Source organism: Janthinobacterium sp. Bl 1, assembly GCF_058215535.1.
Genome location: NZ_CM177086.1, coordinates 1,452,175 through 1,470,669 on the forward strand (window position 1 = coordinate 1,452,175; position 18,495 = coordinate 1,470,669).

Sequence of the window (18,495 nt, forward strand, 5' to 3'; positions counted from 1 at the left end):
AGGTATAGGTTTGATACCAACTCGGTGTTGGACGTGGGGATATTTGGGGAATATCGTGTCACCACTCCACAGAATTATACGGAATAAATATGATTCAAAATATCGAGACCTACCTGGTCGATGTGCCTACCATCCGCCCGCACCGCATGTCGGTCGCCACCATGAATACGCAAACCCTGGTGCTGGTGCGGCTGCGCTGCGCCGACGGCATCACGGGCTGGGGCGAAGCGACCACCATCGGCGGCCTGGGCTACGGTGGCGAAAGCCCGGAAAGCATCAAGACGAATATCGATACCTACATCGCGCCGCTTCTGGTCGGTATGGAAGCGAGCGAGGTGGCCAAGGCCATGGCCAGGGTGCGCAAGGTCATCCAGGGCAACCGCTTCGCCAAGTGCGCGATCGAGACGGCCCTGCTGGACGCTCAGGCGCGCCGCCTGAACGTGCCGCTGTCGGAATTGCTGGGCGGCCGCGTGCGCGATGCGCTGCCCGTGGCCTGGGTGCTGGCCAGCGGCGACACGGCGCGCGATATCGCCGAAGGGGAAAACATGCTGGAACTGCGCCGCCACCGCATCTTCAAGCTGAAGATCGGCTTGCGCGACGTGATGGATGACGTGGCCCACGTGCTGGAGATCAAGCGGGCGCTCGGCGAACGGGCCAGCGTGCGCGTCGACGTCAACCAGGCCTGGAGCGAGACGGACGCCGTGCGCGGCATCGCCGCACTGGAAGCGGGCGGCGTCGACCTGATCGAGCAGCCCGTCAAGGCGGGCAACCGCGCCGCCCTGGCGCGCCTGAAGCAGCGCTTCGACGTGGCCATCATGGCCGACGAAGCCCTGCACGGTCCTGCCGATGCGCTGGCGCTGGCGCAGGCCGACGCGGCCGACGTGTATGCCGTAAAAATCACCCAGTCGGGCGGCTTGCTGCCCGCGCTGGAAGTGGCCACCGTGGCGCGCCTGGCGGGCGTGGGCCTGTACGGCGGCACCATGCTCGAAGGCGGCGTTGGTACGGCCGCCACGGCCCACGTCTGCTCCACGTTCGCGGAACTGGCCTGGGGCACGGAACTGTTCGGGCCTTTGCTGCTGACGCAGGAAGTCTTGCGCGAGCCGCTCGTGTACCGCGACTTCATGCTGCAGGTGCCGACCGGCCCGGGCCTGGGCGTCGAGATCGATATGGACAAGCTGCGTTCCATGCAGCGTCAATAAGGAGAAACCATGTTATTCCATGTACGCATGAACGTGAATCTGCCCTTGAACATGCCCGCCGAGCAGGCGGCGCAACTGAAACAGACGGAAAAGGAACTGGCCCAGCGCCTGCAGCACGAGGGCAAGTGGCGCCATCTGTGGCGTATCGCCGGCCAGTACGCGAACGTCAGCGTCTTCGACGTGGACAGCGTGGACGAGCTGCATAATTTGCTCACCTCCCTGCCGCTGTTTCCCTATATGCAGATCGACGTGATGCCGCTGTGCCGCCATCCCTCGTCGGTGCGCGGCGACGATTCCTGAGGAGACATGCCATGACGCAGATAGGCAATGACACTGTCGGGAAAACGTGCGACGTGGACGGTATTCGCCTGCATTACCGCACGGATGGCGAGCGTGGCAAGCCTTGTCTGGTCCTGTCGAATTCCCTCGGCACCGACCTGTCCATGTGGGATGCGCAGGCGGCCGCGCTGGCCGGCGACTTTTTTGTCGTGCGCTACGATACGCGCGGCCATGGCCGGTCGGCCAGCGGCGGCGCGCCGTTCGGCATCGACCAGCTGGGGCTGGACGTGGTGGCGCTGCTCGACCACCTCGATGTGGAGCGCGCCGCCTTCTGCGGTATTTCCATGGGCGGCTTGACGGGCCAATGGCTGGGCATACACCAGCCGCGGCGTTTGACGAAGCTCGTGCTGGCGAATACGGCGGCGCGCATCGGCGGCGCGGCGCCGTGGCAGCTACGGGCGGAGCAAGTGCGCCGCGACGGCATCGGCGCGGTGGCCGAGAGCGCCGCCACGCGCTGGTTCACGCCGCAGTTTATCGAACGCGAAGCGGAGACGGTGGCGCGCCTGGCCGGCATTTTGCGCAGCCAGGATGCGGACGGTTACGCGGCCTGTTGCGATGTGCTGGCCCAGACGGACTTGCACGATGCCGTGGGCACGATCGCCGTGCCGACCTTGATCATCGCGGGCGAGCACGATCCCGTGACCACCATCGACGACGGGCGCTGGCTGCAGCAGCAGATCGCGGGCGCCCGTCTGGCAAGCCTGCCCGCCTCGCACATCTCGAACATCGAGGCGGCGGACATGTTTACGGCGCAGTTGCGGACTTTTTTAGTGTGAGGCTTGCTGTACCGTATCGGTATGGCGGGAATGCGGCTTTCTCCTGAGCACCGCCGCCGGCTGGTCCGGCATGCGGCAGGGGAAGCTTTCTTGAAAAATAATAATAAGAAAAGCAGACTTGGAGTAGACGGATGGAAAACAGATTGATCATTATCGCTGCGGTCACGGTGGGTTATTTCGCCCTCATGTCGTACATTACCTATAGCGTGCGCAAGCATGCCAACAGCGCCGAGGGCATGACGGCGGGCGGGCGCAATTATCCCGCCTTCCTGATCGGCGCCTTGCTGCTGTCGGAATTCATCGGCAGTTCCGTCAGCATCGGCACCGCCCAGAAGGGTTATGAACTGGGCATTTCCGCTGCATGGAATCTGGTGGCGCTGTCGCTGGGCTTTTTCCTGCTGGCCATCGTGCTGGTGAAAAAATACAAGGAAAGCGGGCAGTCGACGATTTCCGGCATCCTCGCGCAAACGTATGGCGAGCCCGTGCGCTATGCGGCGTCCATCCTCACCATCGTTGCGCTGAGCATCGTTGCCGTGGCCCTGTACGCGAGCGGCGGCGCCGTGCTGGCGGCCGTGCTGCACATCAACAAAACGGTGGCCATCTTGCTGGTGGGCGCCATCACCGTCATCTATGTCAGCCTGGGCGGCATGCGTTCGGTCGTGTACACCAATTTCGCCCACTCCATCGTCAAGTACCTGGGCGTGATCCTGGCGCTCGCGTATGCGCTGGAAGCAACGGGCGGCATCGGCGAGTTGCAGGCGCAATTGCCGGCCAAGATGTTCAACTGGGTCGAGATTGGCTGGGGCCAGATCATCGCCTGGATGATTGGCGGCATCGGTTCCATCTTCGCCACGCAATACGTGATCCAGGCGCTGGTCAGCACGGACAACCCGGCCGTGGCCAAGCGCGCCTGCTATTACGTGTCGTCGCTGATGATTCCGTTCGGCCTGATGGCAGCGCTGATCGGCATGTGCAGCGCCGTGCTGTATCCGGGCATGAAGTCGATCGACGCGTTTCCCACGATGATCGCCCACATGCCGGCGTTTTCCGCCAGCATCATGATCGTGGGCCTGGCCGGCGCCCTGTTCGGCGGCATTTCCGCCACCACCCTGGCATCGGCCACCCTGGCCATGAAGGATTTTTATGATCCCTGGTACAACAAGGCGAAGAACGACGCGAAATCGCTGATGTTCCTGCGTATCGCCATCGTCGTGGCCGGCCTGTTGCCGCTTGTGCTGGCGCTGTATGCGGAAAAGCTGCTGATGATCGCCTTCCTCGGCAAGGCCCTGCGCGCCACCCTGGCCGTACTGGTGCTGATGGCCTTCTATGCGCCGAAATTCGGCACATCGCGCGGCGCCTTTGTCGGCGTGATCGTCTCCGTGATCGCCACGATTGGCTGGTTCCTGGCGGGCAATCCGTATGGCGTGGACAGTTCCTACCTGGCGCTGGCCGGCCCGCTGCTGACCATGGGCATCAGCCATCTGTTCAAGCCGGCGCAAGCGTTGGCGAAGCCGGCATCGTCGTCGCGGCTGTAGCCTACCCCAACCCTCAGACCAGTCCCGTCATGTAATAGATGGCAATGACGAGGAACACGGCCACCGTCTTGATGACGGTGATGCCGAAAATGTCGCGGTAGGACTGGCGGTGCGTGAGGCCCGTGACGGCCAGCAGGGTGATCACGGCGCCATTGTGCGGCAAGGTATCCATGCCGCCGCTGGCCATGGCCACGACGCGGTGCATGACTTCGAGCGGAATGTGCGCCTGCTGCGCGGCCTGGATGAAACTGTCCGACATGGCGGCCAGCGCGATGCTCATGCCGCCCGAGGCCGAGCCCGTGATGCCGGCCAGGGTCGTGACGGACACGGCCGCGTTGACGAGCGGATCGGGCACGCTGCGCAAAGTATTGCTGACGGCAAGAAAACCGGGCAGCGCGGCGATGACGCCGCCGAAACCATACTCGGACGCCGTATTCATGGCCGCCAGCAAGGCGCCGCCCACGGCCGCCTTCGTGCCTTCGGCAAACGCGGCGCGGATGCGCCCGAAGGCCGTCACGCAGACGAGCAAAATTCCCAGCAACAAGGCGCCTTCCACGGCCCAGATACCCGTCACGGCGCCGATCGACGTCGACACGGGCGCATGCAAGCCCGGCAAGGCCTCGGCGGTGAGCACGTAGCTGGCGCCGTACCATTGGGGAATCAGTTTGGTCAGCGCAAAGTTGGCCACGCCCACCAGCACCAAAGGCGCCACCGACAGCAGCGGATGGGGCAGGTCGCCTACATCGGCCGTGGCCTTGTCGGCCTCGGCCCCATAACCTTCGCCCGTCGCCATGACGGAACGGCGGCGCCATTCGAGGAAAGCCAGTCCCATGATCACCGTCAGCACGGCGCCTATCGTGCCCAGCCACGGCGCGGCCCAGCCGGTCGTGTTGAAGAAGGTGGTCGGGATGATGTTCTGGATCTGCGGCGTGCCCGGTAACGTATCCATGGTGAACGAAAACGCGCCCAGGGCAATGGCACCCGGCATCAGCCGCTTGGGGATATTGCTCTGGCGGTACAGTTCAGCCGCAAACGGATACACGGCAAACACCACGACGAACAGCGACACACCGCCGTACGTCAGCGCCGCGCACACGGCCACGATCACGGCATTCGCGCGCGCACTACCGATATAGCGAATGGCCGCCACGACGATGGACTGGGAAAAACCGGACAGCTCGATCAGCTTGCCGAACACGGCGCCGAGCAAAAAGACGGGGAAATACAGCTTGATAAAGCCCACCATCTTTTCCATGAAGATGCCGCTGAACACGGCCGGCACGGCCGACGGATCGGTCAGCAGCACGGCACCGAGCGCGGCGATGGGCGCAAACAGGATCACGCTGTAGCCGCGGTAGGCAGCCAGCATGAGGAAGGCCAATGCGGCCAGAACTATCAGGAAAGACATCGGTCAGGCCCTTGCGCGAGAAGTGGTTAAGATATTAATAGTGAAATTAATAACATACTTCTCGGCAACCCGCCAACGCGCAGGTCAAGGTGCAAGCAGTTCAAGCTGGCGCAGTGAGGGAAAGGCTGGTCGGGGTGAGAGGATTCGAACCTCCGGCCTCTGCGTCCCGAACGCAGCGCTCTACCAGGCTGAGCCACACCCCGCTTTTCTTCATTACAGCAGATGGCGGAGCGGGTTTCAAGCGGCTGCATCAAGCTTGTTTGTTGCAAGCCTGCTTATTTCTTTTCCTGCTGCGTCTTCTTGATTTCCGCTTCGCTGACTTTTTTCGCTGGCGCATTCGTCGCGGGCGAAGTCGGGGCCTTGCGGGTGGCGTTGGCTTGCGCCATGACGGCGGCGCAGTCCGTGTCGGGGGCTTTGTCGACGTTGACCAGCGGCAGCAGGGCGGCCAGCGGCGTGACGGCGGTGGCCAGGGCCACGGCGGCGCCGGCTTTCAATGCCAGCGGGCCTTTTTGCGGGCCCACGTCCGGGTTCTTGAACGTGCCTTTTGCATACAGCGGCGTGCGCAGGGTGATGATGCGGGCGCCTTTGGTACGGGGGCGCACGTCGAGGTCCAGGGTTTCGCTGGCCAGGTTGACGTTGCCCGTGACATTTACCACGGCCGTGTCCGTATCGAGCACGAAGCGGCGCACGTCGGCCTGGCCATTCGTGACGGCGAAGTCGCTGGCCAGGCAGTTCAGGTGCACTTGCTTGTCGCCAAAGATTTTCACGAAGACGGCGTTGGCCAGGTTCAGGCCCGCCAGTTCCAGCATGAACTGGCTGACGGAGCCTTCGCTGACGGTGGCGGCCAGTTCGCCATTCGCGCTGGCCAGCATGGCCGAGACGGAATTGCCGTGGCCCGTCAGCGCCGCGTCGCCATACACCTCGCCGAAACTCGCTTGCATCGATTGCAGCTTGGGAAACAGTTCGCGTATCTTGAGGTGGCGCGCCGCCACCTTGGCTTGCGCGGCGATGGTTTTTTGACGGCCGTCGAGCGTGATGTTCGAGGTGATATTGCCGCCGGCCATGCCGAAATTGAGCGGCGTCAAACTCAGCACCTTGTCTTTCATGCGGATGTTGGCGACGATATCGTTGAGCGGGATATCGTGCGTGCGCACCAGTTTCTTGCCCGTGAATTTCACGTCGGCGTCGAGCGCATCCCATTTTGCCGTATTGAACTGTTCCACGGGCAAGGCTTTATTCCCGGGTTGCACTGGCGCCTTGCCGCGCGCCTGTTTGCGCGCATTGCTGTCGGCGCCGATGGTGGGGCCCAGGTCTTCCAGGCGCAGCTGCTGCGACGTCACTTCGCCGCGCAGCAGGGGCCGCGGCTGGCGCGGCAGGTATTGCAGGGTGCCGGCCAGGTCGCTCTCGCCTACCGTGCCCTTGAAATTCTGATATGTCCAGTTCCAGCTGGCGCCGTCCTTCTTGCCCAGCAGGCGACCCTTGGTCGCGTAGTCCGGCGTTTCCGGCAGCAGCACGCCCGTCAGCGGGTACAGGTCGGCCATGCTGGCGCCGGCCAGGCTCAGCTGCAAATCGATGCCGGACAGCGAGCGCGGGTCCGTCAGCGTGCCATCGATGCTGGCCTTGTTCTTGCCCAGCACGGCATGCGCCTGCACGGGATAGACGGTGTTGTTGTCGGTCAATGACAGCACGGCGCCCGCCTTGCCGCCGCCCGTCACGGGCGCCTTGCGGTAGCTGCCGCCCAGGGTGAAGGCGATGCCGTATTTCTGCACGGGCGCGCTGCCTGGCGCATCGCCGGGCGTGGCGTCGGGCGCCGTCGAGCTGACCTTGGCGTGCACGTCGAGGGCGATGCCTTCGTCCAGATAACGGATGACGCCGTCGCCGAAGGCCATGCGCTGGATTTCCACGTCCCATGCCGAAGGGCCGTTGTCTTTAAGGGTCCAGCTGTTGCTGCCGTCGGCGCGCCGCTGCAGGGCAATGTTGGGAGACGGTTACGCCAAGTCCGTCAGCACCACGCGATGCTGCAACAGGGGCAAGGGATGGATGGCCACGTCGATACGTTTCGCGCTGGCCAGTTGCGGGCCGGCCGTCGCCCAGTCCGGGTTGCTCATGCGCACGTCTTGCGCGCTGATGACGGGCCGCGGCACGTAGCGGCGCCAGCCCGGCTCCGTCTTCAGCCCCTGCTGCCATTTCACCTGCAAGTCGCCGCCGATGACGAAGCTGCGGCCCGTGCTTTCCGACACCTTTTCGTTGATGTAGGGGCGGGCGCGGTTCCAGTCGAAGGTCAGCACAAAGATGACCACAATGGTGATGAGGGCGAGCAGGGCGGCCAGGCTCCAGCCGAGGATTTTGAGCGGGGTTGAGCGTGTCATGAGTAAGCCAATCGCAATGATTTTTTCATCAAGGTAGACCGATAGGCCATGACAGTCGGTGCGCTGGGTTACGTAAGGCATCTCGCTTGAAATGATTCAATAATTCGACTATTATTGAAATATGGAAAATGAAAAATCAACTGCGGCGCATGCCGAGCCACTGACGAGCACGGCCGCCATCGCAGCCCTGGCCGCGCTGGCGCAGGAATCGCGGCTGGCCGTGTTCCGCCTGCTGGTGCAAGCGGGACCGGAAGGCATGGCCGCGACGAAAATCGCCGAAGCGCTGGCGATCGCGCCATCGTCGCTGTCGTTTCACCTGAAAGAACTGGCGCACGCCAATCTGGTGACGGCGAGCAAGGCGGGCCGCTCCATCATCTACGCCGCCAACTATGCGGGCATGAACGGCTTGCTGGCCTTTTTGACCGAGAACTGCTGCGCTGGCGCGCCTTGCTGCGTCAACGAACCCACTAACTGAAGGACATCACGACATGACGATCACGATTTATCACAACACGGCGTGCGGCACGTCGCGCAATACTCTGGCCCTGATCCGCAACACGGGCGTCGAGCCCGTCATCATCGATTACGTCAAGCATCCGCCTTCGCGCGAGGAACTGGTCGACCTGATCGCGCGTGCGGGCCTGTCCGTGCGCGCCGTCATGCGCGACAAGGGCGCCCTGTACGACGAGCTGGGCCTGGCCAATCTCGAGTTGAGCGATGCGGCCCTGCTGGACGCCATGCAAGCCCATCCTATTTTGATCAACCGTCCCATCGTCGTCACGGAACTGGGCGTGCGCCTGTGCCGGCCGTCGGAAAAAGTGCTGGAGATCCTGCCGCTGCCGCAGCAAGGGGCGTTTGCCAAGGAAGATGGCCAGGCCGTGGTCGGCGCCGATGGCAAGCCGGTGAAGTAAAAAAAACGGCGCCAGTGGCGCCGTTTTGTATTACATATAATAAAACGCGATCAGTGATTGCGGTCCACGGCAAACGAGCACAGTTGCAGCATCGATTGCTTGTAGACGCTGTCCGGCCAGCCGGCGATGGCGTCGGCGGCGCGCTGGCCGGCGATTTCCGCCTGCTTGCGCGTGTAGTCGAGGGCGCCGCTGCTGGTGATGGCCGTCAGGACGGTGTCGAAATGCTGTTCGTCGCCTTGCTCGATGCAGCTGCGCACCAGCTCGCGCTGTTCCGGCGTACCGTTTTCCATCAGCCAGATCAGCGGCATCGTTGGTTTGCCTTCGCGCAGGTCGTCGCCCACGTTCTTGCCGATTTCGGCGGCGTCGCCTGCATAGTCGAGCACGTCGTCGATCAGCTGGAAAGCCGTGCCCAGCGAGCGGCCGTACTCGGCGGCCGCTTCGATATCGTCTTCGCTGGCGCCGGCGATCAGGGCGCCCAGTTGCGCCGACGCTTCGAACAGCTTGGCTGTCTTCGAGCGGATGACGTTCAAATAGCTTTCTTGCGTCACGTCCGGATCGTGCATGTTCAGCAACTGCAGCACTTCGCCTTCGGCGATCACGTTGGTGGCGTCCGAGAGGATTTGCATGACGCGCATATTATTGAGCGACACCATCAGCTGGAACGAGCGCGAGTGCAGGAAGTCGCCCACCAGCACCGACGCGGCATTGCCGAACAGGGCATTGGCCGTCTGGCGTCCGCGGCGCATCGACGATTCATCGACGACGTCATCGTGCAGCAAGGTGGCCGTGTGGATGAATTCGACCACGGCGGCCAGTTCATGGTGCGCCGTGCCGCGATAGGCGTGGGCATTGGCCACCAGCAAAATCAGCACGGGACGGATGCGTTTGCCGCCTGCGCTGATGATGTATTCAGCGATTTGGTTGATCAGAATCACATCGGAGTGCAACTTTTGGCGGATCACCGTATTGACTGCATCCATATCGGCGGCAATCGTTTGCACGATGGTGTTTTGGTTAACGTGTTTGTTAGCGTCAGACAAGGCGAACCTGCATTAGATTGTGGGTGCCGCGATTATACGACAAGGCTTGCGCGTGCGTGACGTTTGCCTATGGCTGTAGGGCAATTGATTGATCTGGTTGGCACTGGCGCGCGTTTTGTTGTCCGCCTGGCGCAAGCCTGACATGATGGCCAGGTTGTCGACATACCACGATCATCGGCCTTTGTGAATAGTTTTTGACGCAATTTCTCAGTCCGTGTATAATCGCTGGTTCCCCCTGTTGTGTACGGCTTGCTTTGCACGGCAATGGGACAAATTCTTTCAACATTTGATGAGGTTTCAAATCATGTACGCGGTCATAAAAACCGGTGGCAAACAATACAAAGTTGTCGCTGGCGAAAAACTTAAAGTAGAACAGATACCGGCAGACATTGGTTCCGAAATCACCATCGATCAAGTTCTCGCAGTAGGCGCGGGCGACAGCATCAAGTTTGGTGCTCCATTGGTCGAAGGTGCAACGGTACTGGTTACGGTTGTGGCGCATGGTCGCCATGATAAGGTCAAAATTTTCAAGATGCGTCGTCGTAAGCACTACCAAAAGCATCAAGGCCATCGCCAGAATTTTACCGAAATCCAAATCGTTTCGATCAACGGCTAATCGCCGCTGTTTGAATTAATCAGCTATCAAGGAGTCTTAAATGGCACATAAAAAAGGCGGCGGCACAACGCGAAACGGCCGTGATTCAGAATCAAAGCGTCTGGGCGTTAAAGTCTACGGCGGCCAAGCTATCAATGCTGGCGGCATCATCATTCGTCAACGCGGCACCCCAGTGCGCGCCGGCGAAGGCGTAGGCATGGGCAAGGACCACACGTTGTTCGCGCTGATCGCGGGCAAAGTGAAGTTCGTTGTCAAAGGTGCTGGCTCGAAGCAATTCGTGACCGTTGTACCAAACGAAGCAGTACCAGCGTAATTCATCGCGGAGCGCCAGTTCGCTCCGCAATGATCGCATGATGTAAGGCGCAAGCCTTCAATCGAAAGGCTCTGCCCAAGGTAGAGCCTTTTTAGTTTTATGGCGGCAAAATTATGAAGTTTATCGACGAAGCAAAAATCGAAGTCATCGCGGGCGATGGCGGCAACGGCTGCGCCTCTTTCTGCCGTGAAAAATTCCGGCCTTTCGGCGGTCCCGATGGCGGCGATGGCGGCAAGGGCGGCACCATTTGGGCAGTCGCCGACCGCAATATCAACACGCTCGTCGATTTCCGCTTCTCCAAAATGCACAAGGCTCGCAATGGCGAGCCTGGCCGTGGCGCAGATTGCTATGGCAAGGGCGCCGATGACATCCACCTGCGCATGCCGGTCGGCACCTTGATCATTGACAACGCGAGCGGCGAAATCCTGGCCGATCTGACCGAACACGGCCAGACCGAAATGCTGGCCAAGGGCGGCGAAGGCGGCTGGGGCAATATCCACTTCAAGTCCTCGACCAACCGCGCACCACGCCAAAAAGGCGAGGGCAAGGAAGGCGAACGCCGCGAATTGCGCCTGGAATTGAAAGTCCTGGCTGACGTTGGCCTGCTGGGCATGCCGAACGCCGGCAAGTCGACCTTCATTTCGGCCGTCTCGAACGCGCGTCCAAAAATCGCCGATTACCCATTTACCACCCTGCACCCGAATTTGGGCGTGGTGCGCGTGTCGCACGAGAAGAGCTTTGTGATCGCCGATATTCCCGGCTTGATCGAAGGCGCTTCCGAAGGCGCGGGCCTGGGCCATCAATTCCTGCGCCACTTGCAGCGCACGGGTCTGCTGTTGCACATCGTCGACCTGGCGCCGTTTGAAACCAACGTCGATCCTGTCAAGGAAGCCAAGGCGCTGGTCAAGGAATTGAAGAAGTACGACGAGTCGCTGGTCGACAAGCCGCGCTGGCTCGTGTTGAACAAGCTCGACATGGTCCCGGAAGAAGAGCGCAAGAAGATCGTCAAGGACTTCCTCAAGCGTTTCGCGTGGAAAGGTCCCGTTTTCGAGATCTCCGCGCTGAACCATCAGGGTTGCCCGGAACTGGTGAATGCGATTTACCAGCATCTGGAAGAGAAGAAACACAGCGAAAGCCGTGCCGAAGAAACGCAGATGACCGAAGAAGCACGCGGTATCTCGTCGATCGACCCGGATGATCCGCGTTTCAAGATCCTCGACTAAGGCTTTACCCTGATGTCGGTACAGATGGCCGCTGCCGCGCCCGCACGCAAGCAAGCGTGGCAGCGCCGTGTATTGCATCTGATCGCGTATGCTTACGGGCTGAGCGCGGTCGCCTGCCTGCTGTTCGCCGATGCAATGGCGGCCGGCATGGGCATCTTCCTCAATGGCGTCAATGGCTACAGCCAGTTCTACGCTACGCATGTCGGTGTCTGGGGCGCTACCGCGCTCCTGGCGCTGTTCGCGGCACGGCAGGGCGAACCGCCTGTCCTCGGCGATATCACAGCAATGTTGCTCCTGGCGCAGCCCGCCGGCCGTCTGTTCGCGGCCATCAGCTTCGGCTTGCCCCAGGGTTTTGTGTTGTTCATGTGCGCAATGGAGCTGACGGCGGGGCTGGCCTTGCTGCTGCTGCGTCCTGCGCGCTGACGTCTAATAAGTGAAGAGCGCCGCCCCATGGATTCCGTGATTCAAAAAGCTACCCGCATCATCATCAAAGTCGGCTCCTCGCTGGTTACCAACGATGGCCGCGGACTCGACCATGCCGCCATTGCGCGCTGGGCCGCGCAGATTTCCGGCTTGCGCGCCCTGGGCAAGGAAGTCGTGCTCGTCAGCTCCGGCGCCATCGCCGAAGGCATGCTGCGCCTCGGTTTCGAGCAGCGCCCCACCGATATCCACGAATTGCAGGCGTGCGCCGCCGTCGGCCAGATGGGCCTGGCGCAAATCTATGAAAGCAGCTTCCGCGCCCATAGCCTCGGCACGGCGCAAGTGCTGCTCACGCACGCCGACCTGGCGGACCGCGAACGCTACCTCAATGCCCGCTCCACCCTGACGACCTTGCTGCGCCTGGGCGTAGTGCCGATCATCAATGAAAACGACACCGTCGTCACCGATGAAATCAAGTTCGGCGACAACGATACGCTGGGCGCCCTGGTCGCCAACCTGATCGAAGCCGATGCGCTGGTTATCCTGACGGACCAGCACGGCCTGTTCTCCGCCGACCCGCGCAAGGACCCGAACGCCTACCTGATTACGCAAGGCATCGCCGGTGATCCTGCCCTCGAAGCGATGGCCGGCGGCGCCGGCAGCAGCCTGGGGCGTGGCGGCATGCTGACGAAAATCCTCGCCGCCAAGCGCGCCGCCAAGTCCGGCGCCCATACCATCATCGCCTGGGGCCGCGACAGCGACGTGCTCAGCCGTCTCGCCCAGGGCGAGGCGATCGGCACGCAGTTGCTGGCGCAAACGGGACAATTGACGGCGCGCAAGCAGTGGATGGCCGATCATCTGCATACGGCCGGCGCCGTTGTGCTCGATGCGGGCGCCGTGCAAAAGCTGCGCCAGGAAGGCAAGTCGCTGTTGCCGATCGGCGTGACTGGCGTGAATGGCGAATTCGGCCGCGGCGCCGTCATCACCTGCGTCGACGCGGACGGCGTGCCCGTGGCGCGCGGCCTGTCGAACTACACGAGCGGCGAAGCGCGCCGCATCATGCGCAAGCCGTCCACCGAGATCGAGTCCATCCTCGGCTATATGGAAGGCCATGAGCTGATTCACCGCGATAATATGGTGTTGCTGTAGGGCGGATTAGCGCAGCGTAATCCGACAACATTGTTGCCGCGTCCTGTCGGATTACGCGCTGCGCGCTAATCCGACCTACGACGTAACGACAGCGGCCCATTCGGGCCGTTTTTTTTGATTACACCACGGCCGGCATCGGCGACTTGTCCTTGTAGTCGCACAGGTCGGCGATCATGCAGTTCCAGCATTGCGGCTTGCGCGCCGTGCATGTGTAGCGGCCGTGCAGTATCAGCCAGTGGTGGGCGTCGTGCAGGAATTCTTTCGGCACGAACTTCAATAACTTTTGCTCGACGATATCGACATTCTTGCCTGGCGCGATGCCGGTGCGGTTCGAGACGCGGAAGATGTGCGTGTCGACGGCCATCGTCGGTTCGCCAAACGCCGTGTTCATGACCACATTGGCCGTCTTGCGGCCCACGCCGGGCAAGGCTTCCAGCGAGGCGCGGTCGCGCGGCACTTCGCCGCCGTGCTGCTCGAGCAGGATCTGGCAGGTGGCGATGACGTTCTTGGCCTTGGTGCGGAACAGGCCGATGGTGCGGATGTAGCTGGCCAGCTCGTCGACGCCCAGGGCCAGTATCTGGGCCGGCGTATTGGCGACCGGATACAGCAAGCGGGTCGCCTTGTTGACGGACACGTCGGTCGCCTGCGCCGATAGCAGCACGGCGATCAGCAGTTCGAACGGCGTCGTGTATTCGAGTTCCGTTTTCGGGGAAGGATTGGCGGCGCGGAAGCGCGTAAAGATTTCCAGGCGTTTGGCGGCGTTCATGCGTCTTTTTTCGGCGTGTTGGGGGCTGGCGGGGCGGTATCCGTGCTGGCGGCAGCGGCCTTGGCGCGCGCGCGCTCCATGGCGGCGGCGATGATGGCGCGCTTGCGCTCTTTTTCTGCCTGTTCGTCTGGCGTGACGGGCACTTCCTGTGCCACTTCCTGCATCTTGGCGACGGCCTTGGCGGCCAGGCGCGCGTCGTTGGCTTCGGTTTCGCGGCGCAGGCGCTGCGTGCGGAAATCGTGGCGCGCGCGCGCATCATCGGCCTCTGCCTGGCTCCAGGCATCCCAGCCCGTGGCGTCGCCGCTGACCGGGTACATGACGATGCAGTCGACGGGGCAGGGCGCCACGCACAGGTCGCAGCCCGTACACAGATCCGTGACCACCGTATGCATCTGCTTGGCGGCGCCGACGATGGCGTCCACGGGACAGGCCTGGATGCACAGGGTACAGCCGATACACAGCGATTCGTCGATATAGGCGACAGATCGCGGACGTTCGAGGCCGTTGACGGGATTGAGCGGAATAACTTTTTTGCCCAGCAAGCCGGCCAGGCGCGCGATGCCTTGCACGCCGCCCGGTGGGCACTGGTTGATGTCGGCGCTGCCGGCGGCTATCGCTTCCGCATACGGGCGGCAGCCGTTGTAGCCGCATTTGGTGCATTGCGTTTGCGGCAGCAAGTCTTCGATCTGGTCGGCAAGTGAGGGAGAGGCGGGATGCGGCACGGTCATCTTCGATACGGTAAAACGCCATTATCGGCCATCTGGCGCGCGCACAAGTAAAAACCTGTTTCGTGACAGGGGATAAGGTGTGTCATGACGGGCTGTTGCAGACACGCCGCAATCGTATTTTATTTCCCGTGGGAATGTCAAAGTGCAAATAAACAACTTTGCAATTTCTTTCTTTTGTGGGAGCATGATTTTATCAAGTCAGTAATAAAAAGCCGACCGCCAGTCCTGTTGCCGCACCAGCATTGCAATGCGCGCCAGGCCATAGGAGCCAAACATGCGTTTCCTCCGGACAGTTGGTTTGCCCTTCTGTTTGTTCATGCACGCTTCGCTTGCCCTTGCACACGGGCAGGCGGCTACTTCCATGGCGGCGCAGGGCGCTGCCAGCTCGCGCATCGTCCGCTTCGCGGCGGAAGACTGGCCGCCCTTCATTTCCCGCAGCCTGCCTGCCGACGGCATGTCGGGCGCCATGGTTAGCGCCATCTTCGAGCGCCTCGGCTATGCGGTCAAGTATGAATATTTCCCCTGGAAGCGCGCCATGCAGTTTGGCCTGGCCAGTCCCCGCTACGCCGGGCTGCTGGCCGTCTGGCGCACGCCGGAACGGGAAAAGCTCTGCCACTTTTCTGTTCCGGTTGGTAACACGCAGGGTGTGCTGGCCTATTTGAAGGAGGATGGCGCGCCCGGTGCCAGCCTGGCCGATCTGGGCAAGCTGCGCATCGGCACCGTGGCCGGCTATTCGAATGGAGAACAGTTTGATGGCATGGTGGCGCGCGGCGAGCTGAAGACGGAAGAGGGCTTGAACGACGCGACGAATCTGAAAAAACTGTTGATCAAGCGCTACCGCGTGATCGTCATCGAGCGCCATGTCCTGCAGCATTTGCTGATGGGGCGCAACTTCAGCAAGGCTGAACGGGAACGCATCGGCATCATCGAGTCCGTCTTCAAGGAGCGCCCCGTGCACGTGTGCTTCCAGCGCGATGCCCAGGGTGCGCTGTGGCAAAAGCGCTTCAACGAGGCGGCGCGCGATGTCGACACGGCCCGGCTGGAACGCGATTACTGGAAACGGCTCGACCAGAGCCTGGCCACGGCCCCATCGTCCCCCTGATCTCTCACTGACGTGTGGCGCAGCTGTTGGACGTGCATAAAAGAAAACGCCACGCCAGTGTGAACTGGCGTGGCGTTTTGATGGAGATGCCGTGTATCAGCCGTGTTTTTGAATGAATTCGCCGATTTTCGGGCAAATGATTTCGCGCCAGCGGCGGCCCGAGAAGATGCCGTAGTGGCCGCATTTCGGCGCCACGAAATCTTGCTGCATCTCGGCAGGGATGCCGGAACACAGGTCATGCGCCGCCTGCGTCTGGCCAGCGCCGGAAATGTCGTCCAGTTCGCCCTCTACCGTGAACAGCGCCACATTCGTGATGTCTTGCGGACGCACCAGCTGGCCGCCCACTTTCCACGTGCCCATCGGCAGGCTGAATTCCTGGAATACCGTTTTAATGGTTTCCAGGTAGTACTCGGCCGGCATGTCCAGCACGGCGTTGTACTCGTTGTAGAACTGGCGGTGGCCTTCCGCCGGCTCGTCGTCGCCCGTCACCAGGTGCATATAGAACTCGCGGTGGCTTTGCGCGTGGCGGCCCGGGTTCATGGCGATGAAGCCGGCGTGCTGCAGGAAGCCCGGATAGACCTTGCGGCCAAAGCCCGGATAGTTCGGCGGCACCGCGTAGATCACGGTGTTTTCAAACCACGAGAATTTCTTTTCCGTCGCCAGGTTGTTCACTTGCGTAGGCGAGCGGCGCGGATCGATCGGGCCGCCCATCATCGTCATGGTTTTCGGCATGTGTGGATCTTTTGCCGTCGCCATCAGCGAGATGGCTGCCAGCACGGGCACGGTCGGTTGACAGACGGAAATCACGTGCAAGTCAGGCGCCAGCAGACGGATGAATTCCTGCACATAATAAATGTAGTCGTCCAGGTGGAACGGGCCTTCCGTCAGCGGTACCATGCGCGCGTCCGTCCAGTCGGTGATGTAGACATCGTGCTCGGCCAGCAAGCCGCGCACGGTATCGCGCAGCAGGGTCGAGTGGTGACCGGACAGGGGGGCAACCAGCAAAACTTTGGGCTGTTGCAAGCCAGTGGTTTCTTTTTTGAAGTGAATCAAACGGCAAAACGGTTTTGTCACGACAACGTGTTCGCGGATGTCGACGCTCTCGCCTTTGACGAGAACGGATTGGATGTCGAATTGCGGTTTTTCGTAGTCTTTGCCAAGGCGGTACATCAGCTCGTAGCCGGCTGCGATGCGTTGCGAAAACGGGGTGTGGGCTAGTGGGGAAACCGGGTTGGTAAATAACTTGGAGGACATGTCTGCCCATTGCATCACCGGAGTGAGGAAAGAGCGTTGCAGTTCGTGCAGTTGGTAAAGCATATAGAGTCCTTGTTTGATTCCAAGCGCCAATATCGGCTCAAATATCATAATCCAATTTTACGATATTTGTTGAGGACAAAATGTGCTTTACCGCGCATAGATCCACAGTTTGCGCATAGTTGTGACAGCGCGCCACACTTGCATGGATAGACCTGCAACCATGCTTTAAAAGCAAAAAAAGCAGCGTTTCCGCTGCTTTTTGTCTGTTTTTTGCCGCTACGCCCCTGCGGGGAAGAGTCTCCCCCGCAAGAACCGCCGCCGCAGCTGCCGTGCGCTTAGCGTACCAGCATGTCAAGCTTGTCCTTGACGTCCTTGTATTGCTCGGCTTCCGGCAAGGCAGCTTTCGTCTTGGTGATCGAAGGCCAGTTACGCGCCAGATCGACGTTGATCTTGATGAAGGCTTGCTGGTCGCCCGGCACGTCTTCTTCCGCGAAAATCGCGTTCACCGGGCACTCTGCCACGCAAACGGCGCAGTCAATACATTCGTCCGGATCGATTGCCAGGAAGTTCGGGCCTTCCCGGAAACAATCTACCGGGCAGACATCGACGCAGTCGGTATAGCGACAGGCGATGCAGGATTCGGTGACAACGTGGGTCATAACAGTCCTATCAATTTGGGGGAGGTGCTGTCGCGCCTGCAGGAACCTCGGCGGCGCATACTAAAGCAAAGCATTGTATTTTAAGGCAATTCGCTATTTCTCACAAATCCCGCTTATATACAATACATATAAGCAAATTCATTTTTTGGCAGTGCCGTTGCCGCGCAGGGCGGGTAATTCAGCGACTATCCGGGACGTTGCGATGAAGAACGCGGCAAGAAAGCGACAGTCGCCCGATGCGGCAGGGGGCTGGGCGGGCGGCATGCTGACTTGCCGTGTGGTGTTTTTGTTTTACCCAAATCAAGATCGGCACAGATAAGTGCCGGATCGTGCCGAAACTATCAGGCGCTGGCGCGTATTTGCGTCAGCAATTGCTGCCAACGTGCATTTTCAGCACTGCCATCTTCGGCAAACGTGATGGTGCGGCGCGCGGTGGGCGCATCGACCGTGATCTGCCAGCGGGGAATATCGGCGCCCACCTGTTCGCCCGCCGCTTGCGCGTGCGTGAAAAAGCCGCTGCTGGCCAGTGCCGCTTCCAGCCCGAGGCCAGCCGGATGGGTTTGCGTATCGATCTCATATTGTTCGCTCAGGCCGGCAAAGCCGCCGCTGCTGCGGGCTGAAATTTTCATGCTGCTCCTTGCTGTTGGGGTGGTGGTGGGACGCGCCACGGCCTGCCGCTATTCCG

General features: G+C 61.3%; 19 protein-coding genes, 1 tRNA gene and 1 pseudogene. 12 read left to right on the top strand and 9 right to left on the bottom strand.

Going from position 1 to position 18,495, the window contains the following annotated elements; genetic code table 11:
• The first annotated feature begins 89 nt into the window (after nt 1-89).
• The 4 genes from AC4BCN_RS06600 to AC4BCN_RS06615 all read left to right on the top strand — a co-directional run bounded on the left by AC4BCN_RS06600 (nt 90) and on the right by AC4BCN_RS06615 (nt 3,849).
• Nucleotides 90-1,199 (top strand): muconate/chloromuconate family cycloisomerase, encoded by a 1,110-nt coding sequence (locus AC4BCN_RS06600; RefSeq protein ID WP_331777578.1) that lies wholly within the window; start codon nt 90-92, stop codon nt 1,197-1,199.
• A gap of 9 nt (nt 1,200-1,208) precedes the next feature.
• Nucleotides 1,209-1,499 (top strand): muconolactone Delta-isomerase, encoded by a 291-nt coding sequence (gene catC / locus AC4BCN_RS06605; RefSeq protein WP_070291119.1) that lies wholly within the window; start codon nt 1,209-1,211, stop codon nt 1,497-1,499.
• A gap of 11 nt (nt 1,500-1,510) precedes the next feature.
• Nucleotides 1,511-2,314 carry a 3-oxoadipate enol-lactonase gene (pcaD, locus tag AC4BCN_RS06610; RefSeq protein WP_490492841.1) on the top strand — a complete coding sequence of 268 codons (804 nt, stop codon included), beginning with the start codon at nt 1,511-1,513 and terminating at the stop codon, nt 2,312-2,314.
• A gap of 143 nt (nt 2,315-2,457) precedes the next feature.
• Nucleotides 2,458-3,849: a sodium:solute symporter family protein gene (locus tag AC4BCN_RS06615; RefSeq protein ID WP_490492842.1), complete on the top strand. Its 1,392-nt coding sequence runs from the start codon at nt 2,458-2,460 to the stop codon at nt 3,847-3,849.
• 13 nt (nt 3,850-3,862) lie between these two features.
• Here AC4BCN_RS06615 and AC4BCN_RS06620 read toward each other — a convergent pair whose 3' ends face one another.
• From AC4BCN_RS06620 to AC4BCN_RS06630, 3 genes and pseudogenes are all read right to left on the bottom strand, one after another.
• Nucleotides 3,863-5,257: a GntP family permease gene (locus AC4BCN_RS06620; protein WP_139090141.1), complete on the bottom strand. Its 1,395-nt coding sequence runs from the start codon at nt 5,255-5,257 to the stop codon at nt 3,863-3,865.
• Nucleotides 5,258-5,383: 126 nt separating this feature from the next.
• A tRNA-Pro gene (locus AC4BCN_RS06625) sits at nt 5,384-5,460 on the bottom strand.
• 72 nt (nt 5,461-5,532) lie between these two features.
• Nucleotides 5,533-7,707: pseudogene (locus AC4BCN_RS06630) on the bottom strand (AsmA family protein).
• Nucleotides 7,708-7,747: 40 nt separating this feature from the next.
• Between AC4BCN_RS06630 and AC4BCN_RS06635 the strand changes: the two are divergent.
• The gene (locus AC4BCN_RS06635; RefSeq protein ID WP_490492843.1) at nt 7,748-8,101 is read left to right on the top strand and encodes an ArsR/SmtB family transcription factor; all 354 of its coding nucleotides are present in this window, start codon (nt 7,748-7,750) and stop codon (nt 8,099-8,101) included.
• Between the two features lie 13 nt (nt 8,102-8,114).
• The gene (arsC, locus tag AC4BCN_RS06640; RefSeq protein WP_490492844.1) at nt 8,115-8,537 is read left to right on the top strand and encodes an arsenate reductase (glutaredoxin); all 423 of its coding nucleotides are present in this window, start codon (nt 8,115-8,117) and stop codon (nt 8,535-8,537) included.
• 50 nt (nt 8,538-8,587) lie between these two features.
• Here the strand turns inward: arsC and ispB are convergent, their stop codons facing one another.
• Nucleotides 8,588-9,577, bottom strand: a complete 990-nt coding sequence (gene ispB, locus AC4BCN_RS06645) for an octaprenyl diphosphate synthase (RefSeq protein WP_034754644.1) — start codon at nt 9,575-9,577, stop codon at nt 8,588-8,590.
• 304 nt (nt 9,578-9,881) lie between these two features.
• Here ispB and rplU point away from each other — a divergent pair, with 304 nt between their 5' ends.
• The 5 genes from rplU (at nt 9,882) to proB (ending at nt 13,298) form a co-directional block, all read left to right on the top strand.
• On the top strand, nt 9,882-10,193 hold the full coding sequence (gene rplU / locus AC4BCN_RS06650; RefSeq protein ID WP_034754730.1) for a 50S ribosomal protein L21: 312 nt from the start codon (nt 9,882-9,884) through the stop codon (nt 10,191-10,193).
• Between the two features lie 40 nt (nt 10,194-10,233).
• Complete coding sequence (rpmA, locus tag AC4BCN_RS06655; RefSeq protein ID WP_070219281.1) at nt 10,234-10,506, top strand: 50S ribosomal protein L27; 273 nt, start codon at nt 10,234-10,236, stop codon at nt 10,504-10,506.
• A 113-nt stretch (nt 10,507-10,619) separates the two neighbouring features.
• Nucleotides 10,620-11,729: a GTPase ObgE gene (obgE, locus tag AC4BCN_RS06660; RefSeq protein ID WP_034754647.1), complete on the top strand. Its 1,110-nt coding sequence runs from the start codon at nt 10,620-10,622 to the stop codon at nt 11,727-11,729.
• A gap of 12 nt (nt 11,730-11,741) precedes the next feature.
• Nucleotides 11,742-12,152: a hypothetical protein gene (locus tag AC4BCN_RS06665; RefSeq protein ID WP_128140466.1), complete on the top strand. Its 411-nt coding sequence runs from the start codon at nt 11,742-11,744 to the stop codon at nt 12,150-12,152.
• Nucleotides 12,153-12,179: 27 nt separating this feature from the next.
• The gene (gene proB, locus AC4BCN_RS06670; protein ID WP_086137518.1) at nt 12,180-13,298 is read left to right on the top strand and encodes a glutamate 5-kinase; all 1,119 of its coding nucleotides are present in this window, start codon (nt 12,180-12,182) and stop codon (nt 13,296-13,298) included.
• A 118-nt stretch (nt 13,299-13,416) separates the two neighbouring features.
• Here the strand turns inward: proB and nth are convergent, their stop codons facing one another.
• Both nth and rsxB read right to left on the bottom strand, forming a co-directional pair.
• Complete coding sequence (gene nth, locus AC4BCN_RS06675) at nt 13,417-14,064, bottom strand: endonuclease III (protein WP_139090144.1); 648 nt, start codon at nt 14,062-14,064, stop codon at nt 13,417-13,419.
• Nucleotides 14,061-14,792, bottom strand: coding sequence for an electron transport complex subunit RsxB (gene rsxB / locus AC4BCN_RS06680; RefSeq protein WP_490492845.1), 732 nt, complete (start codon nt 14,790-14,792; stop codon nt 14,061-14,063). Before rsxB ends, nth begins: the two co-directional genes overlap by 4 nt.
• Nucleotides 14,793-15,108: 316 nt before the next feature.
• Here rsxB and AC4BCN_RS06685 point away from each other — a divergent pair, with 316 nt between their 5' ends.
• The gene (locus tag AC4BCN_RS06685) at nt 15,109-15,894 is read left to right on the top strand and encodes a substrate-binding periplasmic protein (protein ID WP_223278815.1); all 786 of its coding nucleotides are present in this window, start codon (nt 15,109-15,111) and stop codon (nt 15,892-15,894) included.
• Nucleotides 15,895-15,990: 96 nt separating this feature from the next.
• Here the strand turns inward: AC4BCN_RS06685 and AC4BCN_RS06690 are convergent, their stop codons facing one another.
• The 3 genes from AC4BCN_RS06690 to AC4BCN_RS06700 all read right to left on the bottom strand — a co-directional run bounded on the left by AC4BCN_RS06690 (nt 15,991) and on the right by AC4BCN_RS06700 (nt 18,439).
• Nucleotides 15,991-17,211 (bottom strand): polyhydroxyalkanoate depolymerase, encoded by a 1,221-nt coding sequence (locus AC4BCN_RS06690; RefSeq protein ID WP_070303359.1) that lies wholly within the window; start codon nt 17,209-17,211, stop codon nt 15,991-15,993.
• 275 nt (nt 17,212-17,486) lie between these two features.
• Nucleotides 17,487-17,810 (bottom strand): ferredoxin FdxA, encoded by a 324-nt coding sequence (gene fdxA / locus AC4BCN_RS06695; protein ID WP_010395176.1) that lies wholly within the window; start codon nt 17,808-17,810, stop codon nt 17,487-17,489.
• Nucleotides 17,811-18,151: 341 nt separating this feature from the next.
• Complete coding sequence (locus AC4BCN_RS06700; protein ID WP_490492846.1) at nt 18,152-18,439, bottom strand: protealysin inhibitor emfourin; 288 nt, start codon at nt 18,437-18,439, stop codon at nt 18,152-18,154.
• Nucleotides 18,440-18,495: the final 56 nt, after the last annotated feature.